The organism is Actinomadura barringtoniae (assembly GCF_017573505.1).
Lineage (GTDB): Bacteria > Actinomycetota > Actinomycetes > Streptosporangiales > Streptosporangiaceae > Spirillospora > Spirillospora barringtoniae.
This window is the reverse complement of sequence record NZ_JAGEOJ010000016.1, coordinates 210,122-227,086: the sequence shown is the minus strand read 5'-3', so window position 1 is coordinate 227,086 and position 16,965 is coordinate 210,122. Positions and strand designations below refer to the sequence as shown.

15 protein-coding genes are annotated in these 16,965 nt (G+C 71.7%); 9 read left to right on the top strand and 6 right to left on the bottom strand.

Annotated features, from left to right (window positions below):
• Positions 1–172 precede the first annotated feature (172 nt).
• The 5 genes from J4573_RS35835 (at position 173) to J4573_RS35815 (ending at position 5,478) form a co-directional block, all read left to right on the top strand.
• Positions 173–802, top strand: a complete 630-nt coding sequence (locus tag J4573_RS35835; protein ID WP_208260522.1) for a sulfite oxidase-like oxidoreductase — start codon at positions 173–175, stop codon at positions 800–802.
• 122 nt (positions 803–924) lie between these two features.
• Complete coding sequence (locus J4573_RS35830; RefSeq protein ID WP_208260521.1) at positions 925–2,256, top strand: histidine kinase; 1,332 nt, start codon at positions 925–927, stop codon at positions 2,254–2,256.
• A 189-nt stretch (positions 2,257–2,445) separates the two neighbouring features.
• On the top strand, positions 2,446–3,342 hold the full coding sequence (locus J4573_RS35825; RefSeq protein WP_208260520.1) for a LytR/AlgR family response regulator transcription factor: 897 nt from the start codon (positions 2,446–2,448) through the stop codon (positions 3,340–3,342).
• Entirely contained in the window at positions 3,335–3,763 is a 429-nt protein-coding gene (locus J4573_RS35820) for a hypothetical protein (RefSeq protein ID WP_208260519.1), read from the top strand. The genes J4573_RS35825 and J4573_RS35820 overlap by 8 nt, the downstream gene beginning before the upstream one ends.
• 5 nt (positions 3,764–3,768) lie before the next feature.
• Positions 3,769–5,478, top strand: a complete 1,710-nt coding sequence (locus J4573_RS35815; protein ID WP_208260642.1) for a sodium/solute symporter — start codon at positions 3,769–3,771, stop codon at positions 5,476–5,478.
• Between the two features lie 437 nt (positions 5,479–5,915).
• On the opposite strand, the gene J4573_RS35810 is transcribed toward J4573_RS35815, so the two are convergent.
• Both J4573_RS35810 and pknB read right to left on the bottom strand, forming a co-directional pair.
• Positions 5,916–6,767, bottom strand: a complete 852-nt coding sequence (locus J4573_RS35810) for a deoxyribonuclease IV (RefSeq protein ID WP_208260518.1) — start codon at positions 6,765–6,767, stop codon at positions 5,916–5,918.
• Positions 6,768–6,786: 19 nt separating this feature from the next.
• A complete protein-coding gene (gene pknB, locus J4573_RS35805) occupies positions 6,787–8,736 on the bottom strand; it encodes a Stk1 family PASTA domain-containing Ser/Thr kinase (protein ID WP_208260517.1) in 1,950 nt (649 codons plus the stop codon).
• Positions 8,737–8,933: 197 nt separating this feature from the next.
• On the opposite strand from pknB, the gene J4573_RS35800 reads away from it, so the two are divergent.
• Entirely contained in the window at positions 8,934–11,063 is a 2,130-nt protein-coding gene (locus J4573_RS35800) for an MMPL family transporter (RefSeq protein WP_208260516.1), read from the top strand.
• Here the strand turns inward: J4573_RS35800 and J4573_RS35795 are convergent.
• The 4 genes from J4573_RS35795 to thiO all read right to left on the bottom strand — a co-directional run bounded on the left by J4573_RS35795 (position 11,000) and on the right by thiO (position 14,312).
• Entirely contained in the window at positions 11,000–12,016 is a 1,017-nt protein-coding gene (locus J4573_RS35795) for a DMT family transporter (protein ID WP_208260515.1), read from the bottom strand. The genes J4573_RS35800 and J4573_RS35795 overlap by 64 nt on opposite strands.
• 162 nt (positions 12,017–12,178) lie before the next feature.
• On the bottom strand, positions 12,179–12,976 hold the full coding sequence (locus J4573_RS35790) for a thiazole synthase (protein WP_208260514.1): 798 nt from the start codon (positions 12,974–12,976) through the stop codon (positions 12,179–12,181).
• A 5-nt stretch (positions 12,977–12,981) separates the two neighbouring features.
• Complete coding sequence (gene thiS, locus J4573_RS35785) at positions 12,982–13,182, bottom strand: sulfur carrier protein ThiS (RefSeq protein ID WP_208260513.1); 201 nt, start codon at positions 13,180–13,182, stop codon at positions 12,982–12,984.
• On the bottom strand, positions 13,179–14,312 hold the full coding sequence (gene thiO, locus J4573_RS35780) for a glycine oxidase ThiO (RefSeq protein ID WP_208260512.1): 1,134 nt from the start codon (positions 14,310–14,312) through the stop codon (positions 13,179–13,181). The genes thiS and thiO overlap by 4 nt, the downstream gene beginning before the upstream one ends.
• A gap of 187 nt (positions 14,313–14,499) precedes the next feature.
• Between thiO and J4573_RS35775 the strand changes: the two genes are divergently transcribed.
• The 3 genes from J4573_RS35775 to thiE all read left to right on the top strand — a co-directional run bounded on the left by J4573_RS35775 (position 14,500) and on the right by thiE (position 16,965).
• A complete protein-coding gene (locus J4573_RS35775) occupies positions 14,500–15,741 on the top strand; it encodes an NAD(P)/FAD-dependent oxidoreductase (RefSeq protein ID WP_208260511.1) in 1,242 nt (413 codons plus the stop codon).
• A 37-nt stretch (positions 15,742–15,778) separates the two neighbouring features.
• Positions 15,779–16,162: an Rv2175c family DNA-binding protein gene (locus J4573_RS35770; RefSeq protein ID WP_208260510.1), complete on the top strand. Its 384-nt coding sequence runs from the start codon at positions 15,779–15,781 to the stop codon at positions 16,160–16,162.
• A gap of 128 nt (positions 16,163–16,290) precedes the next feature.
• Positions 16,291–16,965: a thiamine phosphate synthase gene (gene thiE / locus J4573_RS35765; RefSeq protein WP_307797163.1), complete on the top strand. Its 675-nt coding sequence runs from the start codon at positions 16,291–16,293 to the stop codon at positions 16,963–16,965.

Genomic DNA, 16,965 nt, shown 5'->3' with positions numbered 1-16,965 from the left:
GCCTTGTGGTCTGTCAGCGCAGCGTCTGGCAGACCAGCCTCCCGGGCCGGTCATACCAAAAGAAGTACACGACGTTGCGCATGGACCTCAGCGTAACGCATGGTGCACGGTGCGCGGGGAGGCGGCCCCGAATATGGCTCAGCTCACGCCGGGTGGCAGTATGTCCCGGGTCATGTCGACACCCGAGACACCACCCGAGACGCCACCCGGCAAGCAGCTCCCGCCAGGGCAGTACGTACCGCGCGGCTGGCCGGTGCTGCACTACGGGCCGGTCCCCAAGTTCCGTCCCAAGACCTGGGACTTCCGGGTGTTCGGCGAGACCGAGTCGGGCGAGCACCACCGGTGGACCTGGGACGAGTTCGAGCGGCTGCCGCACACCAGGACCGTCGCCGATTTCCACTGCGTCACCAAGTTCACGATCCCCGACAACGAGTGGGAGGGGATCTCCGGCGTCTCGATCGTGGAGGCCGCCCCGCCCGCCCCGGACGTGACGCACGTGATGGTCTGGGCGGAGTACGGCTACAGCGCCAACATCCGGATGAGCGACTTCCTGGCCGAGGGCACGCTGTTCGCCACCCACCGCAACGGGGAGCGGCTCAGCCCCGACCACGGCTTCCCGATCCGGATCGTCGTGCCGCACCTGTACGCGTGGAAGAGCGTCAAGTGGGTGCGGGGCGTGGAGTACCTGGTCAAGGACCGCCGGGGCTTCTGGGAGGAACGCGGCTACCACAACGTCGCCGACCCCTGGCGCGAGCAGCGTTACTCCTACCAGGAGGACGAGAACGAGGCCCCGCCCCTCTAGCCGCCGGCCCCTTCACCGGTACGTTCGTCTGACCATCGCTCTGACCGTCTCGCGGCATGAACGGTTCACATCTTGCGATTCGCCCTGCCCAGTGGGGCCGGTGAGCATTACCGTGGGTTGTCGTGATCGTACCGTCCGTGCTTGATGTGGCGGCGTGCGGCGTCGCCGCGGCCTCGGCTCTGGGGTTCTCCGCGACGCGCCGCTGGCTGCGGTCGCGGCGTCACGGGTTCGGCACCTTGGCCGACGAGGCGACGTTCGCGACGCTCCACACCATCTCCCGGGCCTCGCCGTCGCTGCGCGCGGGCCTCACCCGCGAGTCCGCCCGCAAGTCCGCTCGGCACCTGCGCGTGCTGCTCGGCGCCGAGGCGGTCGCGCTGGTCTCGGTGCACCACTCCGATCCCGGCGACCCGGACGACTCCGAAGAGGCGGACGGCAAGGACGGCGCGTCCGGTGACACCGGCCTCGGCCGCCTGCTGGTCTGGGACGGCGCGGGCGGCGACCTGCACTCGGAGACGGCGCTCGTGCACGCGCAGCCCGCGCTCGCCTCCGGCCGCCCGCGGGTCGTGGCGCCGGGCGTGCTCGCCTGCGACGACCCGCTGTGCCGCATCCGGGTGGCGATGGTCGCGCCGCTCACCGTCGAGGGCCGGGTGGTCGGCGCGCTCACCGCGTACGGCCCGGGGGCGTCGGCGGCCCGCGTGCGCGCCGTCGGCGAGGTGGCCCGCTGGGTGTCCAGCCAGCTGGAGCTGGCCGAGCTCGACTCCTCCCGTACGCGCCTGGCCGAGGCCGAGATGCGGGCCCTGCGCGCCCAGATCTCGCCGCACTTCGTCTACAACTCGCTCACCACGATCGCCTCGTTCGTCCGCACCGACCCCGAGCGCGCCCGCGAACTGCTGCTGGACTTCGCCGACTTCGCGCGCTACTCGTTCCGCAACCCGCGCGACTTCACCACGCTCGCCGACGAGCTGCGCTCGATCGACCGCTACCTGCTGCTGGAACGTGCCCGGTTCGGCGAACGGCTGCAGTTCAGCGTCGAGGTCGCGCCCGAGGTGCTCCCGGTCGCCGTCCCGTTCCTGTCCCTGCAGCCGCTGGTGGAGAACTCGATCCGGCACGGCATGGAGGGCGCCCGCGAGTCGTTCCACATCCAGATCGTGGCGCGCGACGCGGGCGCGGAGGCGGCGATCAGTGTCGAGGACGACGGCGTCGGCATGGACCCCGAGCGGCTGGGCGAGATCCTCGCCGGGCCGGGCGGCGGCCGCGACACCGGCCGGGCCCGGACGACCGCGCGCGAGCGGCGGGCCGGCGCGGGAGCCGGGATCGGGCTGGCGAACGTCGATGAGCGGATGCGCCAGGTGTACGGCGACGAGTACGGCCTCACGGTCGAGACCGCGCTCGGCGCCGGCACCAAGGTCAACCTGCGCGTGCCCAAGTACCGTCCCGGCGTCTTCCCGGACTGACCCCGGACCGGCCCGGCCCGGACCGGCCCGGACCGGCCCGGACCGGCCCGGACCGGCCCGGACTGACCACGGAAGGACCTCTCAAGTGAGGTCATCTGAGGTCAAAAGGCCCCCTGACGTGCGAGGACAATCCCACTTACTTAGCGAAACTGATTGCGGACGGACAGTAATCAAGGCAAGGTCGTCTTTATGCTGCGCGTCCTGGCCGTCGACGACGAAGTCCCCGCACTGGAGGAGCTGCTCTACCTGCTGCGCGAGGATCCGCGGATCGAACGGGTCGGCGGCGCCGGTGACGCCGCCGCCGCGCTGCGCGATCTGAGCCGCATGCTGGTCGCCGGTGAACGCCTGGACGCGGTCTTCCTCGACATCCGGATGCCGGGGCTGGACGGCCTGGACTTCACCCGGCTGCTGACCGGGTTCGCGACACCGCCCGAGGTGGTGTTCGTGACCGCGCACGACGACTGCGCGGTCGCCGCGTACGAGCTGGGCGCGCTCGACTACCTGCTGAAACCGGTGCGGCCCGAACGGCTCGCCGAGGCGGTGCGCAGGGTGGACGAGGCGGTGCACCGCGGCACGCAGAGCGACGACGGCGGCCCGCCCCGGCGCGCCCAGGACGAGATGGTCCCGGTCGAGCTCGGCGGGCGCACCCGGCTGGTGTCGCGCCGCGCGGTGACCTACGTCGAGGCGCAGGGCGACTATGTCCGGCTGCACACCGGCGACGGCAGCTACCTGGTCCGCATGCCGCTCGCCTCGCTCGAAAAGCGCTGGGAGGCGGCCGGGTTCATCCGCATACACCGCAGCACGCTGGTCGCCTCGGCGCACATCAGCGAACTGCGCTTCGACCAGGGCCGCGCCGCCGTCCAGGTCGGCTCCGAGCTGCTGCCGGTCAGCCGCCGCCACACCCGTGAGGTGCGCGACCTGCTCGTCCGCCGCTTCCGGCACGTCGACCAGAACGACCCGAGCGACCAGAACGACCGGAGCGACCCGAACGGCCACAACGGCCGCCACGACCCGGGCGGCTCGAACGGCCGCCACGACACGAACGGCCGCGACGGTCTCGACGACCAGGCGGACGACGATGAGTGACGCGCGCACGGCCGTGGGGAACGCGGCGCGCCGCGTCGTCGTGGCGAACCCGCGCACGCGCTGGGCACGTTCGGCGGCGTCCTCGGCGATGCCCGACTGCGGGCGCGAGGCGCGCTGGACGATGGCGCAGGAGCTGGACGAGCACACCGAGCTCGGCGCGGTCTTCGTCCGGTCGCTGATCCGGGCGCAGCTGCGCACCGCGCTGCTCACGCTCGCCATCGTGACCGCCGTCGTCATCGGCCTGCCGCTGCTGCTGATGACGATGCCGGCGCTGTGCCGGTCGCGGCTGTACGGGGTGCCACTGCCCTGGCTCGGCCTCGCGCTGTTCGTGCAGCCGCTGTGGATCGCGGCGGCGGCACGGCACCTGCGGCAGGCCGAGCGCACCGAGCGCGAGTTCGCCCGGCTGGTGGACCGTTCGTGATCGTCATGGTCGTCGCGGCCGCGCTCACCGCGCTGGTCGCCGTGCTCGGCATGATGGGCGTGGTCGGCTCGTACGGGCGCCGCCGACCCGCGCACACCACCTCCGACTTCCTGGTCGCCTCGCGCGGGGTGTCCCCGGCGTGGAACGCCTCGGCGATCAGCAGCGAGTACATCTCCGCCGCCGCGTTCCTCGGCACCGCCGGGCTGGTGCTCGCCTACGGCGCCGACATGCTCTGGCTGCCGATCGGCGCCGCCGCCGGCTACGTGCTGCTGCTGGCGTTCGTGACCGCGCCGCTGCGCCGTTCGGGCGCCTACACGATCTCCGACTTCGCCGAGTGGCGGCTCGGGTCGCTCACCGTGCGGCGGGTCGTGAGCGGGTGCGTCTGCGTAATCGGCTGGTTCTACCTGCTGCCGCAGTTCCAGGGCGCCGGCGTCACCCTGCGCGTGCTGACCGGCGCGCCGATGTGGGTCGGCTGGGCGGTCGTCGTCGGCGTCGTCCTCCTGCTCGTGCTGTCAGGCGGGATGCGCAGCATCACCGTCGTGCAGGGCGTGCAGTACTGGGTGAAGCTGGTCGCGGTCGCCGTGCCCGCCGTCGCGCTGCTGACGATGTGGCACCTGGACGGCGGGGACGACCCGACCGGGCGGCAGCTGCCCTCGTTCGACCGCGACACCACCGTCAGCGTGCAGGCCGACGTCATCGTGTACGTGCCCGACGACACCACGGCCCAGGTGCACGGGCTGCTGGACGGCGACGATCATGACGGCGACGACGTGGCCCTGGCCGTCGGCAAGCACTCGCTGGGCAAGGGGACCGCGCTCGTCTTCCCCGAGGGCGCGCCGGTGCCGCATGCCGAACGCCTTCCCGTGCAGGACGGTCACACCTGGGCCATGCCGTTCGGCCGCGACCAGGAACACGGGCTGTTCGCCACCTACTCGGCGCTGCTCGGCGTGCTGCTCGGCACGATGGGGCTGCCGCACATCCTCATGCGGTTCTACACCGACCGCTGCGGCCGCGCGGCCAGGCGGACGGCCGCGATGGTGCCGGTGCTGCTGTCGCTGTTCTACGTCTTCCCCGCGATGTACGGGGCGCTGGGACGGCTCTACACGCCCGACCTGCTGATGACCGGCGACACCGACGCGACGATCCTCATGCTGCCGCAACGCCTCGCACCCGGACTCGCGGGCGTGCTGCTCACCGGGCTGGTGGCGGCCGGGGCGTTCGCCGCGTTCATCTCCACCTCCTGCGGGATCGTGGTGACCATCGCCGGGACCATCTCGCAGTGCCTGCTACGCGGCGGGGTCCGCGCGTTCCGCATCGGCGCGCTGATCGCCCTCGCCGTGCCGCTGACCATGGTGTCCAAGGTCGGGCCGCTCGGCGCCGCCGGGCTGGTCACGCTGGCGCTCACGGTCTCGGCCTGCTCCCTGTGCCCGCTGCTCGTCCTCGGCATCTGGTGGCGCCGGCTGACGGCGCTCGGCGCGGGCGCGGGCCTGGTGGTCGGCGGCGGCCTCGCGGTCGCCGCGGGCGTCGCGTGGCTGTTCGGCGGTCCCTGGGACGGCTGGGCCGCCGCGATCCTCGCGCAGCCCGCCATGGCCATCGTCCCGGTGACGTTCGCCGTCATGATCGGCGTCTCGCTGCTGAACCACCGCCGGGTGCCGCGCCGGGCGGGCCGGGTGATGGCCCGGCTGCACCTCCCGGAAGAGATCGTCATCCGCTGACCTGCGCGGTCGTCGCTTCCACCGCGCCCGCTCGACCGCTCGTCGTGCATGATCGACCGTTCGTCGTACGATTACTCTACGTACAGCGCCGACTACGCACCGTTCACCGACGGCGGTGTTTCCAGGCGCCCCGCGAGTCTCTCAGGCCCCTAGTGTTCTCAGTGGCACCAAACACCACACCGCACTCGGGGGGCGGGCGGACACGGCGCCGCGAAAGACCTCGAGCACGAACAAAACTGGAGATCCGGCGGGCGCATGTCGTACGCCGGATCAGGAGCCGTCGGATCCCGTACCGGGGGGGTGGGATCCGATGGCGGTGGCTCGGGCGCTGCTGAACAGTCGGGGGGTTGTTCAGCAGCGCCTGAGTCTTATTCAAGTGAAGGGGCCCGCACGCGGGCCCCTTCACCTTTTCCCGCTTCTCAGCGTTCGCTGCGTTCTCAGCCCTCGTCGCGCAGGCGCTTGAGGGTCTCGATGTCCTTGGCGTGCGGCTCGGGGGCGCGGCCCGGGGTCTCGATGATGAACGGGACGCCCGCGACGGCCGGGTGGTGGAGCAGCTCGCCGAACGGCGCCTCGCCGATGTTGCCCGCGCCGATGTTCTCGTGGCGGTCCTTGGCCGAGCCGCAGACGTCCTTGGAGTCGTTGGCGTGCACGAGCTTCAGCCGGCCCTCGCCGACCGTGCTCACCAGCAGGTCGATGGTCTCCTTGACCCCGCCCTCGGCGGCCAGGTCGTGCCCGGCGGCGAACGCGTGGCAGGTGTCGAGGCACACGCCGACCTTGGGGTGGTGCTCGAGCCGCTCGAAGAACGGGCCGAGCTGGTCGACGGTCGCGCAGAGCATGTTGCCCTGCCCGGCCATCGGCTCCAGCAGCAGGTCGGGCGCGTCCTCGGGCAGCTCCTCCAGCATCGGCAGCACGTGCTCATGGACCTGGCGCATCGCCTCGTCGAACGACTGGGTCACCGCCGAGCCGGTGTGCACCACCACGCCGAGCGCGCCGATCTCGGCGCCGCGGTGCAGGGCGTGCCGTACGGACGCCACCGACTTCTCCAGCGTGTCGGCGGTCGGCGAGCCGAAGTTCACCAGGTACGGGGCGTGCAGGAACGCCGGGACGCCGCTCTCGCGGAGCTTGGCGTCCTCGGCCGGGTTCCCGGCCGCCTGCGCCCAGCCGCGCGGGTTGGTCACGAACACCTGGACGGTCTCGGCGCCGATGTCGGCGGCGTACTTCAGGCCCTTGGTGGCCATGCCCCCGGCGACGGGAACGTGACCCCCGATGGGGCTTTTCGCTGAGGTCATAGACCGTTCAGCCTAGCCGTCAGGTGATGAGGAAGACGGTCGAGCCGCGGGGCGAGGTGGTGCCGCCCGCGGGGGTCTGGGTGCGGACGTTGTCGCCGCCGCCGAGGACGTTGACGTGGAATCCCGCGTCCTCCAGCGTGGACTTGGCGTCATCGGCGTTCTGGCCGGTGACGTCGGGAACCGGGAGCTGCTGGTCGCCGTTCTGGTCGCCGTTGTCGCAGCCGTACTTGCCGAACGGGCCCAGGTTGATGTCGCACTTCTGCTCGTTGATGACGAGGTTGACCTGGTCGCCGCGCGAGACGCCGTCGCCGGACCGGGGGTTCTGGCTGAGCACCACGCCGGCCGGCTTGCTGTCGTCCTTCTGCGTGTCGACCTTCACGTCCAGACCCATCGAGCGCAGCGTGTTCTTGGCCTGCTCGCCGTTCGTGCCGACCAGGTCGGGCATGGACATGCCGGTGCTGAGCACGATGTTGACCGGGTTGTCGGGGGAGGTCTTCTTGCCGGCCACCGGGCTGGTGCGGATGACGTGGTCCTTGTCGACCGTCTGTGAGGTGTCCTTGCTGACGTCGCCGACCTTGAAGCCCTTGCCCTCCAGGATCTGCCGGGCCTCGTCCTGGGACTTGCCGCCGACGTCGGGCACCTCGCGCGGGATGCGGCCCTTGGACGGGGTCAGCGTGACGACCGCGCCGTCGCCGACGCGCGCGCCGCCGGGCGGGTTGGACTTGGCGACCTGGCCCTTCTGCACGTGGTCGTCGTAGACCGCCTCGGCCACCCGGACCTGGAGCCCGTCGTCGCGCAGCTTCTTCTCGGCGGCCGACAGCTGCATGCCGACGACCTTCTCCGGTACGTGGTGGTACTGCCCGGAGACCTGGTACCAGACGGCCCAGCCGAGGATCACGGCCGCGACCGCGCCGATGGCGATGAGGACGTAGCGGCCGGTGAGGGCGCCGACGACCTTGTCGCCGCCGGACCGGCGCGGCAGGTACTCGGCCGGGGCGGTCCGCGCGTCGTACACGGCGGTGTGGCCGTCGCCGCTCGGCGCCTGGGTCGGCGCGGGCGGCGCCGACTCCAGCATCGAGGTCTGTGAACGCCCGGACTGCTCGACGCGCCAGTCGAAGTCGCGGGGCAGGCCGCCGTGCACCTCGGCGACGGCGGCCAGGAAGGCGTTGGCGTCCTGGGGACGGCGCCCCGGGTCGTGCGAGGTCGCGCGGGTGACCAGCAGGTCGATCTCGGGGGTGATCCCCGGCAGCGTGTGCGACGGCGGCGGGACGGCCTCGTTCACGTGCTTGTAGGCGATGGCCAGGGGCGTGTCGCCCTGGTGCGGCAGGACGCCGGTCATCAGCTCGTACAGCAGCACGCCGGCCGCGTAGACGTCCGAGCGGATGTCGGCGTTGCCCGACAGCACCTGCTCGGGGGCCAGGTAGCCGACCGTGCCGATGATCAGCCCGGTCTTGGTCATCTTGCTGGCGCTCTCGGCCCTGGCCAGCCCGAAGTCGGCCACCTTGATCTGGCCGTCGTCGGTGAGCAGCACGTTCTCGGGCTTGACGTCCCGGTGCACCAGCCCGGCGCGGTGCGCGGCGCCGAGCGCCGCCAGCATCGGCTGCAGGATCTCCAGCGCCTCGCGCGGGCCGAGGCGGCCCCGCTCGTTCAGCAGGTCGCGCAGGGTCCGCCCGGGCACGTACTCCATGACCAGGAAGACGTGCTCGCCGTCGGTGCGCTGGTCGTAGACCGCGACGACGTTCGGGTGGGAGAGCGCGGCGGCGGCCTTGGCCTCGCCGATGAACCGCGCGACGAAGTCCTCGTCGGAGGCCAGGTGGGAGTGCATCACCTTGAGCGCGATCACCCTGTCGAGCCTGATGTCGCGGGCCACGTAGACGGTGGCCATGCCCCCACGGGCGATCCGCGACTCAATGCGGTATCGCCCGTCGAGCACATGCCCGACGAGTGGGTCAGCAACAGTCGCGTCCATCAGAGCGAGTTTAAAGGTGTTTCCAAGCGTGTCTCATCAGTCGGGAGTATGAGCATTGATGGTCTTGGGGAACCAGTGTCCCGGGTCACCCTCGCTTGGCACTGCATGTGTCTGATCTGCGACAGCGGGTAGTAATCCGCTGAATTGATCTTGCCGTACGCGAGTACGGGCTTGACGGGGGAGTCGGGGGCTTCGCTGTGTTCGCATGGATCGGGCGTTTCGTCGTGCGTCGGCGCTGGTGGGTCATCGGGGCGTGGATCGTGGCCGCGGTCCTCCTGGTGGGCTTCGCGCCGAAGTTCAAGGCCAGCAACCAGCAGACCGACTTCCTGCCGGGCAAGTACGCCTCGGTCCAGGCGTTCAAGCTCGCCGAGAAGGCGTTCCCGCAGGCCAAGGGGCAGACCGCGATCGTCGTGGTCACCCGCGAGGACGGCCGGGCGCTGACGGCGCAGGACCAGGCGCGGACCGTCGCGCTGGCGGCCAAACTGCAGGGCGCGCACGTCAAGGGCGTCCAGGGGATCGCGCCGGGCCCGGTGTCGGCCAACAAGATGGTCCAGATGATCAACGTCAGGTTCTCGTCCCAGGACTTCAGCGACCCTGAGGTGACCAAGGGCATCGAGACGCTGCGCGACGACATCAAGACGGACACGGCCGGGAGCGGGCTGAGCGCGCTGGTCACCGGCCAGGCGGCGGTGAACGCCGACGCGACCAAGTCGTACGAGAAGAGCGACCAGATCACGCTGATGGCCACCGTCATCGTGATCTTCGTCCTATTGATCTTCACGTTCCGCAGCGTGGTGGCGGCCCTGCTGCCGTTGTTCACGGTCGCGCTGGTGATGATGGTCGCGCTGTCGCTGATCGGCACGGTGAACAAGGTCTTCGGGCTCAAGGCCGACCAGATGACCAGCTCGCTGATGCCGATCGTGCTGTTCGGCGTCGGCACCGACTACATCCTGTTCCTGCTGTTCCGATATCGGGAACGGCTGCGTGCGGGCGAGGACAAGAAGCAGGCCATGGTGTCGGCCGTGCACAAGGTCGGCGAGGTGATCGCGTCCGCCGCGTTCGCCGTGATCATCGCGTTCTGTGCGCTGGTGCTGGCCTCGCTCGGCATGCTGAAGTCGATGGGCCCGGCGATGAGCATCGCGATCGCGACCACGCTGGTCGCGGCGCTCACGCTGATCCCGGCCGTGGTGTCGCTGCTCGGCCCGAAGGTGTTCTGGCCGTCCAAGAACTGGCAGCGCGAGCCCGCCCACAAGACCTCCGGGAAGATCGGCGCGTTCATCGGCCGCAAGCCCGGCATCGTCGCGCTGGTGTCCGGTGTGATCCTGGTCGCGCTGGCGTTCGGGGCGCTCGGCTTCAAGGCCAACTTCGACATGGCCTCCGCGCCGCCCGACACCGAGGCCGCCAAGGGCATCGTCGCGCTGGAGAAGGGCTTCCCGGCGGGCGCGCAGGAGGCGACCCAGGTCTACGTCAACAGCACCTCGGCGCGCCCGCTGCCCGCCGGGGCGCCCGCCGAGGTCGCCGCCAAGCTGCACGGCGCGGAGGGCGTCGCCGCCGTCGGCAAGCCGATGCCGAGCGCCAACGGCCGCACCGCGCTGATCGAGGTACAGCTGTCCAAGGACCCGCTGTCCAGCGCGGCGATGGACAGCATCCCGGGCATCCGCAAGGCCGCCTCGTCCGGCGCGCCGCAGGGCACCGAGGCGCTCGTCGGCGGCCAGACGGCGATCATGGTCGACCTGCAGAGCGCGATGAACCGCGACTACAAGGTCGTGTTCCCGATCGCCGGCCTGCTGATCGCGATCATCCTCGGCCTGCTGCTGCGCAGCGTCGTCGCGCCGATCTACCTGATGATCGCCGTGGTGCTCAGCTTCCTCGGCACGATCGGCGCGGCCGTCTTCCTCTTCCAGGGGATCAAGGGGCACGCGGGCGTGATCTTCTTCCTGCCCCTGATCGTGTACCTGTTCGTGGTCGCGCTCGGCACCGACTACAACATCCTGATGATCGCGCGCCTCAGAGAGGAGGCGCGCGCCGGGCACCCACCGCGCGAAGGGGTGGCCCACGCCTTCCAGCAGGCCGCGCCGACCATCGCGTCGGCGGGCCTCATCCTGGCCGGCAGCTTCGGCACGTTCCTGCTGGCGAACGCCGCCGCGATGCAGGAGATGGGCACCTCAGTGGCGATGGGCGTGATCCTGTCGGCCTTCGTCATGTCGATGTTCCTGGTGCCCGCCGTCACCGTGCTGCTCGGCCACGTCGCCTGGTGGCCGGGTCACGAGGACGAGCCCGACCCCGCCGCCATCGCCGAAGAGGAAGCCGAGCGCTCCTCGGTCTGAGCCACCGGCGCGACCGGGGCGGTCTCGGCCGCCTGGTCCGCCTGGACCGCCTGGGCCGTGGCCTTCCGGCCGCGCGAACGGGACACCGCGACGCCGCCCAGGCAGATCACGCCGCCGGCCAGGGTCAGCAGGCCCGGGACCTCGCCCAGCAGCAGCCACGACATCAGCACGACCAGGGCGGGCGCGGCGTAGGTGGTCGCGCCCATCTTGCCCGCCGAGGTGCGCGCCAGCGCGTACGCCCAGGTGGTGAACGCCAGCGCGGTCGGGAAGACGCCCAGGTAGACCATGTTCAGCGTCGCCGTGGTCGAGGCGTCGGGGAGCTCGGAGATCAGCTGGCCGGAGAACGGCAGGCAGAAGACCGCGCCGATGACGCAGCCGAACGTGGTCACCTGCAGCGCCGACGCCTTGCGCAGCGCGGGCTTCTGGCTGACGACGCCGGAGGCGTAGGTGATGGCGGCCAGCAGGCACAGGACCACGCCGAGCAGCGAGGACCTGCCACCGTTCGACATCGACAGGCCGACCACGGCGGCGCCGGCGAACGAGACCGCCATCCCGGCCATGAGCCGCGGCGGGAAGCCCTCCTTCAGCAGCCAGCCGCCGAGCAGCGCGATCAGGATCGGGCCGATGTTGACCAGCAGCGCCGCGGTGCCCGCGTCGACCTCCTGCTCGCCCCAGTTGAGCACCACCATGTAGGCGCCGAACCACAGCACGCCCGAGGCGATGATGCCGGGCCAGGCGGCGCGCGGCGGCAGGCCCTCACGCCGGACGAGACAGATGAGCGCGAGCGTCACGGCGCCGGCGAGAAGCCGCCCGAGCGCGAGCGCGCCGGGGCTGTAGTCCTTGCCGGCGGCCCGGATGGCCACGAAGGCCGACGCCCAGAAGACGACCGTCACGGAAGCGGCCGCGACGGCGAGACGGTCTACACGCGGCCTGGCCGCCTCAAGCTGTTCCATGAGCTGCACCTTAGGTCGACGACACTTCCACGAACACCGAAGTGACCGGCGTCGTTGCGGTGCTCGTGGAAGATCTCTCCGTCGATTCTCGGGTGGCACGACTGTTCAGGTCCACCGAGTATTCCTACAGGGCACGCGTTAGCAGCGCTTCATCGTCGCGGTTCAGCCGCTGAGCCCCTCCCAGGGGGAGGACGCCTGGGCGTAGCGCCGCTTGGGGATCCGGCCCGCCAGCCGGGCGAGACGGCCGCCCTCCACGGCGTGCCGCATCGCGGCGGCCATCCGTTCGGGGGACTGCGCACGAGTGACGGCGGTGGCCAGCAGCACGGCGTCGCAGCCGAGCTCCATCGCCAGCGCCGCGTCGCTGGCGGTGCCGAGCCCGGCGTCCAGCACGATCGGCACGTTCGCCCGCTCGACGATCAGCTCGATGTTGTGCGGGTTGCGGATGCCCAGGCCCGAGCCGATGGGGGAGCCGAGCGGCATGACGGCCGCGCAGCCGAGCTGCTCCAGGCGGCGGGCCAGGACCGGGTCGTCGTTGGTGTAGGCGAGCACGACGAAGCCGTCGTCGACCAGCTGCTCGGCGGCGTCGACCAGCTCGATCGGGTCGGGCAGCAGGGTGTGCTCGTCGGCGATCACCTCGAGCTTCACCCAGTTGGTCTCCAGCGCCTCGCGCGCGAGCTTGGCGGTCAGCACCGCCTCGCCCGCGGTGAAGCAGCCCGCGGTGTTGGGCAGTACGCGGATGCCGCACTCGCGCAGCACGTCCAGCACCGACCCGCGCGCCGACGGGTCGACGCGGCGCATCGCCACCGTGGTGAGCTCGGTGCCGGAGGCGACCAGCGCCTCGCGCATGATCTGCATGCTCGGCGCGCCGCCGGTCCCCATGATCAGGCGCGAGCCGAACGTCTCGCCGCCGATGGCCAGCGCGTCGGTGCCGACCGGCTCGCCGGTGTTCTCGGTCGTCATCGTGGTCATCCTCCCTGGACGGCGGTCAGCACTTCGATCCGGTCGGCCTCGCGCAGGGTCGTGGCGGCCCACGCCGACCGCCGCACGACCTCGTCGTTCAGCGCGGCGGCCACCCCGGACGGCGCGGCGGTGACGGCGGCGACCACCTCCGCCACGTTCGCGCCGTCGGGCAGCTCGCGGGCCTCCCCGTTCACAAAGATCTTCACTTCGTCACCTCGAACTCGTTCGCCCCGAAGCGGTCGGGGGTGAAGGGCCTGCCCACCTCGGGCACCGTTCCGTCCACGAGGGCCCCGGCCAGCACGTCGGCGCTGACCGGCGTCAGCAGGATGCCGTTGCGGAAGTGGCCGATGCCCAGGTACAGGCCGGGCAGCGCGCTCGGGCCCATCACCGGCGCGTTGTCGGGGGAGCCGGGCCGCAGCCCCGCCGACACCTCGGCGAACTCCAGCTCGGTGATGCCGGGCAGCAGTTCGCGGGCGTCGCGCAGCAGCTCCCACAGGCCGCCCGCCGTCACCCGCGTGTCGAAGCCCATCTCCTCCTGGGTGGCGCCGACGACGATCTCGCCGTCCGCGCGCGGCACCAGGTAGATCGGCGAGCCCTTCACCAGGCCCCGGGTGGTCCGCTGGAGGAACGGGATCTTCGTCCGGAGCCGCATGACCTGGCCCTTGACCGGCCGCATCGCCGGAACGACCCCGGGCGGCAGCCCCTCGACGTCGCCCGACCACGAGCCCGCGGCCAGCAGAACCTTGTCGGCGCGCATCTCGCCGCCCTCGGTACGGACGCCGACCGCCGCGTCGTGCTCCACGAGGATCGCGGTGGCACGTTCCCTCACGAGCCGTACGCCGAGCGCCTCGGCCGCCGCCAGCAGCGCGGGGGCGAGCCGCCGCGGATCGATCGAGCCGTCCTGCGGCGCGAACAGCCCGCCGCGCACGGCGGGCGCGAGCATCGGTTCGAGCTTGCGGCACTCCCTGCCGGTGAGCACCTCGGCCGCGATGCCGAGCGACTCCTGGAACCGGCGCAGGTCGTCGAGGTAACCGAGGTCGTCGGAGTCGAAGGCGACCTCGAGCGTCCCGTCGGTCCGCAGGCCCGTGTCGCGCCCGGTCTGCGCCTCCAGCTCGGCGACGAACGCCGGATAGCGGTCACGCGAGGCCAGTCCCAGCCGCAGCAGGGGCTCCTCGCCGTAGGTGACCTCGCTGATCGGGGTGAGCATCCCGGCGGCGACGGCGGTCGCGCCGCTCGCCGGATCCGGGTCCACCAGGGTGACGTCCGCGCCGCGCGCCGCCGCCCGCCAGGCGGTGGCGAGGCCGATGATCCCCGCCCCAATGATCACGATCTCCATCGCGCTCCCTTCGCCGGCATGATCCGGATCAGGTCGTGGCGGTCGGCGGCCCGCTCAGCCGCCCTCTCAGCCCGGTCGCACCGGACTCCCGCGCATTTCCCCTCCAGCGTACGACGCGGTGCGAATGGTCATTTGTCCAGACACCCGTCTAGCAAGCCTCGAGCGGCCCCGACTAAGGTTCACCTTCATGGACAGGGTGATCGTGGTCGGTGGTGGCCTGGCGGGCGTTCGCGCCGTGGAGGCCCTGCGGGGCAAGGGCTATGAGGGCCGCCTGACGCTGCTCTCGGCCGAGCGGCACAAGCCCTACGACCGGCCCCCGCTGTCGAAGGCGGTGCTGGCCGGCGAGCGCGACGAGACGACCGTCGACGCCGACTGGGACCGGCTGGACTGCGAGCTGCTGCTCGGCGAGCGGGCGACCGCGCTGCGCCTGAACGCCGACGGCCCCGGCGGGGTCGTCGTCACCGAGACCGCGGGCGACCTGCCGTTCGACGGCCTGGTCATCGCGACCGGCGCCACCCCGATCACGCTGCCCGGCGACGGGTCCCAGCACGTGCTGCGGACGCTGGAGGACTCGCTCAGGCTGCGCGCCCGGCTCACCGAGGGCACCCGGCTGGTGATCGTCGGAGCGGGCTGGATCGGCGCCGAGGTCGCCACCACGGCGGTCAAGAAGGGTTGCGCGGTGACCGTCGTCGAGGCCGCCGACACCCCGCTGGCGAACGCGCTCGGGCCCGAGCTCGGCGCCCTGACCACACGCTGGTACGCCGAGGCCGGGATCGACCTGCGCACCGGCGTGAAGGTCGCCGCGGTCGAGCACGGCGGGCTGCTGCTGACCGACGGCGACCGGATCGAGGCCGACGAGATCCTCGTCGGCGTCGGCGTCCGGCCCGAACTGGGCTGGCTGGAGGGCTCCGGGCTGGAGATCGAGGGCGGCGTGGTGACCGACGCGTCGCTCAGGGCTTTTACCGGGGGGCGCGGGGGGTCGTCCCCCCTCGAGGAGGAGAGGACCAGCAGGCCCGAGATCGTCGCCGCCGGGGACTGCGCGGCCTGGTGGTCGGAGCGGTACGGGCGGCGGATGCTGGTCGAGCACTGGGACACCGCGCTGAACGCCCCCGAGGTCGCCGCGGCCACCCTCCTCGGGCAGGAGGCGACCTACGACGCGGTGCCCTACTTCTGGTCAGAGCAGTTCGGGAAGATGGTGCAGTACGCGGGCCACCACACCACGTCCGAACGGATGATCTACCGGGGCGACCCGGCGGGCGACAAGTGGGCGGTCCTCTGGCTCACCGGCGACCGGCTGGACGCCGTTCTCACCGTCGACCGGCCGCGGGACCTGGTGCAGGCCCGGCGCCTGATCGCGGCCGGAACACCCGTGGACGACGAGGCGGTCACCGATCCGGAAACGCCCGTTCGCCAGGCGGTGAAATCCTAGGGGTTTGACGGGTCACCCGAGGTGGTAAGCAGGGGGCGTGACGCAGACGCACGCAACCGTTGACAGCTCGCTCGACCGGCAGACCGACGAACTCGTGGGGGAGTGGCTCTTCCTTCCCGACGCGACCGAGCTCCTCGGTATCAGGATCAACCGAACCAAGCAGCTCATCAGTGAGCGCAAGCTCCTGGCGGTGCGGCGGGACGGCAAGCTCATGGTCCCCGCCGCGTTCATCCAGGACGGACAGGTGATCAAGGGCCTGCCCGGGACGCTCACGCTGCTGTCGGACGCGGGCTTCGACGACATCGAGACGCTGCGGTGGATGTTCACCGCCGACGACACCCTGCCGGGCACCCCCGTGCAGGCGCTCGCCGAGAACCGGGGCACCGAGGTCAGGCGCCGCGCGCAGGCCATGGCCTTCTGACCCCTCCAGCCGTTCGAACGCCCAGAAAACGGACATGACAGGATTGCGAGGTCATGCGGATCGGCCGCGTGGCCTCGCGTCCATGCCGTGACCCGGCTTTCCACGACCCGAAAGGGACGACCCCCGCCGTGCCCAAGCACCTCGTCTCCGACCGCGCCGTCGCGCTCCGCGCCCGGCTGAGCCGCTCGCGCCTGTACCTGTGCACGGACGCACGGGATCGGCAGGGCGACCTGCCGGAGTTCCTGGACGCGGCGCTGGCGGGCGGCGTGGACATCGTCCAGCTCCGCCAGAAGGGCCTGGACGCGCGCCAGGAGATCGAGTACCTGCGGGTGTTCCGGGAGGCCTGTGAACGGCACGGAGCGCTGCTGGCGGTCAACGACCGGGCCGACATCGCGCACGCCGTCCAGGCGGACGTGCTGCACCTCGGCCAGGACGACCTGCCGGTGCCCGCCGCCCGCGCGATCGTGGGCGCGGACGTCATGATCGGCCGTTCGACGCACTCGGACGAGCAGGCCTCCGCCGCCGCGGCCGAGCCGGGCGTCGACTACTTCTGCGCCGGTCCGGTGTGGCCGACGCCGACCAAGCCGGGCCGCGAGGCGCCGGGCCCCAAGCTGCTGGAGTACGTGTCCGCGCGGCCCGAGGGGCGCCCGTGGTTCGCCATCGGCGGCATCGACGCGGGCAACCTCGACCAGGTGCTGGCCGCGGGAGCGCGCCGGGTCGTCGTCGTACGGGCGATCACCGAGGCCGCCGACCCGCGCGCCGCGGCGGAGGAGCTGGCCCGCCGCCTGCCGCCCGTCGGCTGA

What these genes read in the sequence shown, in the direction of transcription:
- J4573_RS35815 (WP_208260642.1), top strand. Translation starts at nt 3,769, where the DNA reads ATGGTCGTCGCGGCCGCGCTCACCGCGCTGGTCGCCGTGCTCGGCATG.
- J4573_RS35810 (WP_208260518.1), bottom strand. Translation starts at nt 6,767, where the DNA reads ATGACCTCAGCGAAAAGCCCCATCGGGGGTCACGTTCCCGTCGCCGGG.
- J4573_RS35790 (WP_208260514.1), bottom strand. Translation starts at nt 12,976, where the DNA reads ATGACGACCGAGAACACCGGCGAGCCGGTCGGCACCGACGCGCTGGCC.
- pknB (WP_208260517.1), bottom strand. Translation starts at nt 8,736, where the DNA reads ATGGACGCGACTGTTGCTGACCCACTCGTCGGGCATGTGCTCGACGGG.
- J4573_RS35820 (WP_208260519.1), top strand. Translation starts at nt 3,335, where the DNA reads ATGAGTGACGCGCGCACGGCCGTGGGGAACGCGGCGCGCCGCGTCGTC.
- J4573_RS35775 (WP_208260511.1), top strand. Translation starts at nt 14,500, where the DNA reads ATGGACAGGGTGATCGTGGTCGGTGGTGGCCTGGCGGGCGTTCGCGCC.
- J4573_RS35835 (WP_208260522.1), top strand. Translation starts at nt 173, where the DNA reads ATGTCGACACCCGAGACACCACCCGAGACGCCACCCGGCAAGCAGCTC.
- J4573_RS35825 (WP_208260520.1), top strand. Translation starts at nt 2,446, where the DNA reads ATGCTGCGCGTCCTGGCCGTCGACGACGAAGTCCCCGCACTGGAGGAG.
- J4573_RS35795 (WP_208260515.1), bottom strand. Translation starts at nt 12,016, where the DNA reads ATGGAACAGCTTGAGGCGGCCAGGCCGCGTGTAGACCGTCTCGCCGTC.
- thiO (WP_208260512.1), bottom strand. Translation starts at nt 14,312, where the DNA reads ATGGAGATCGTGATCATTGGGGCGGGGATCATCGGCCTCGCCACCGCC.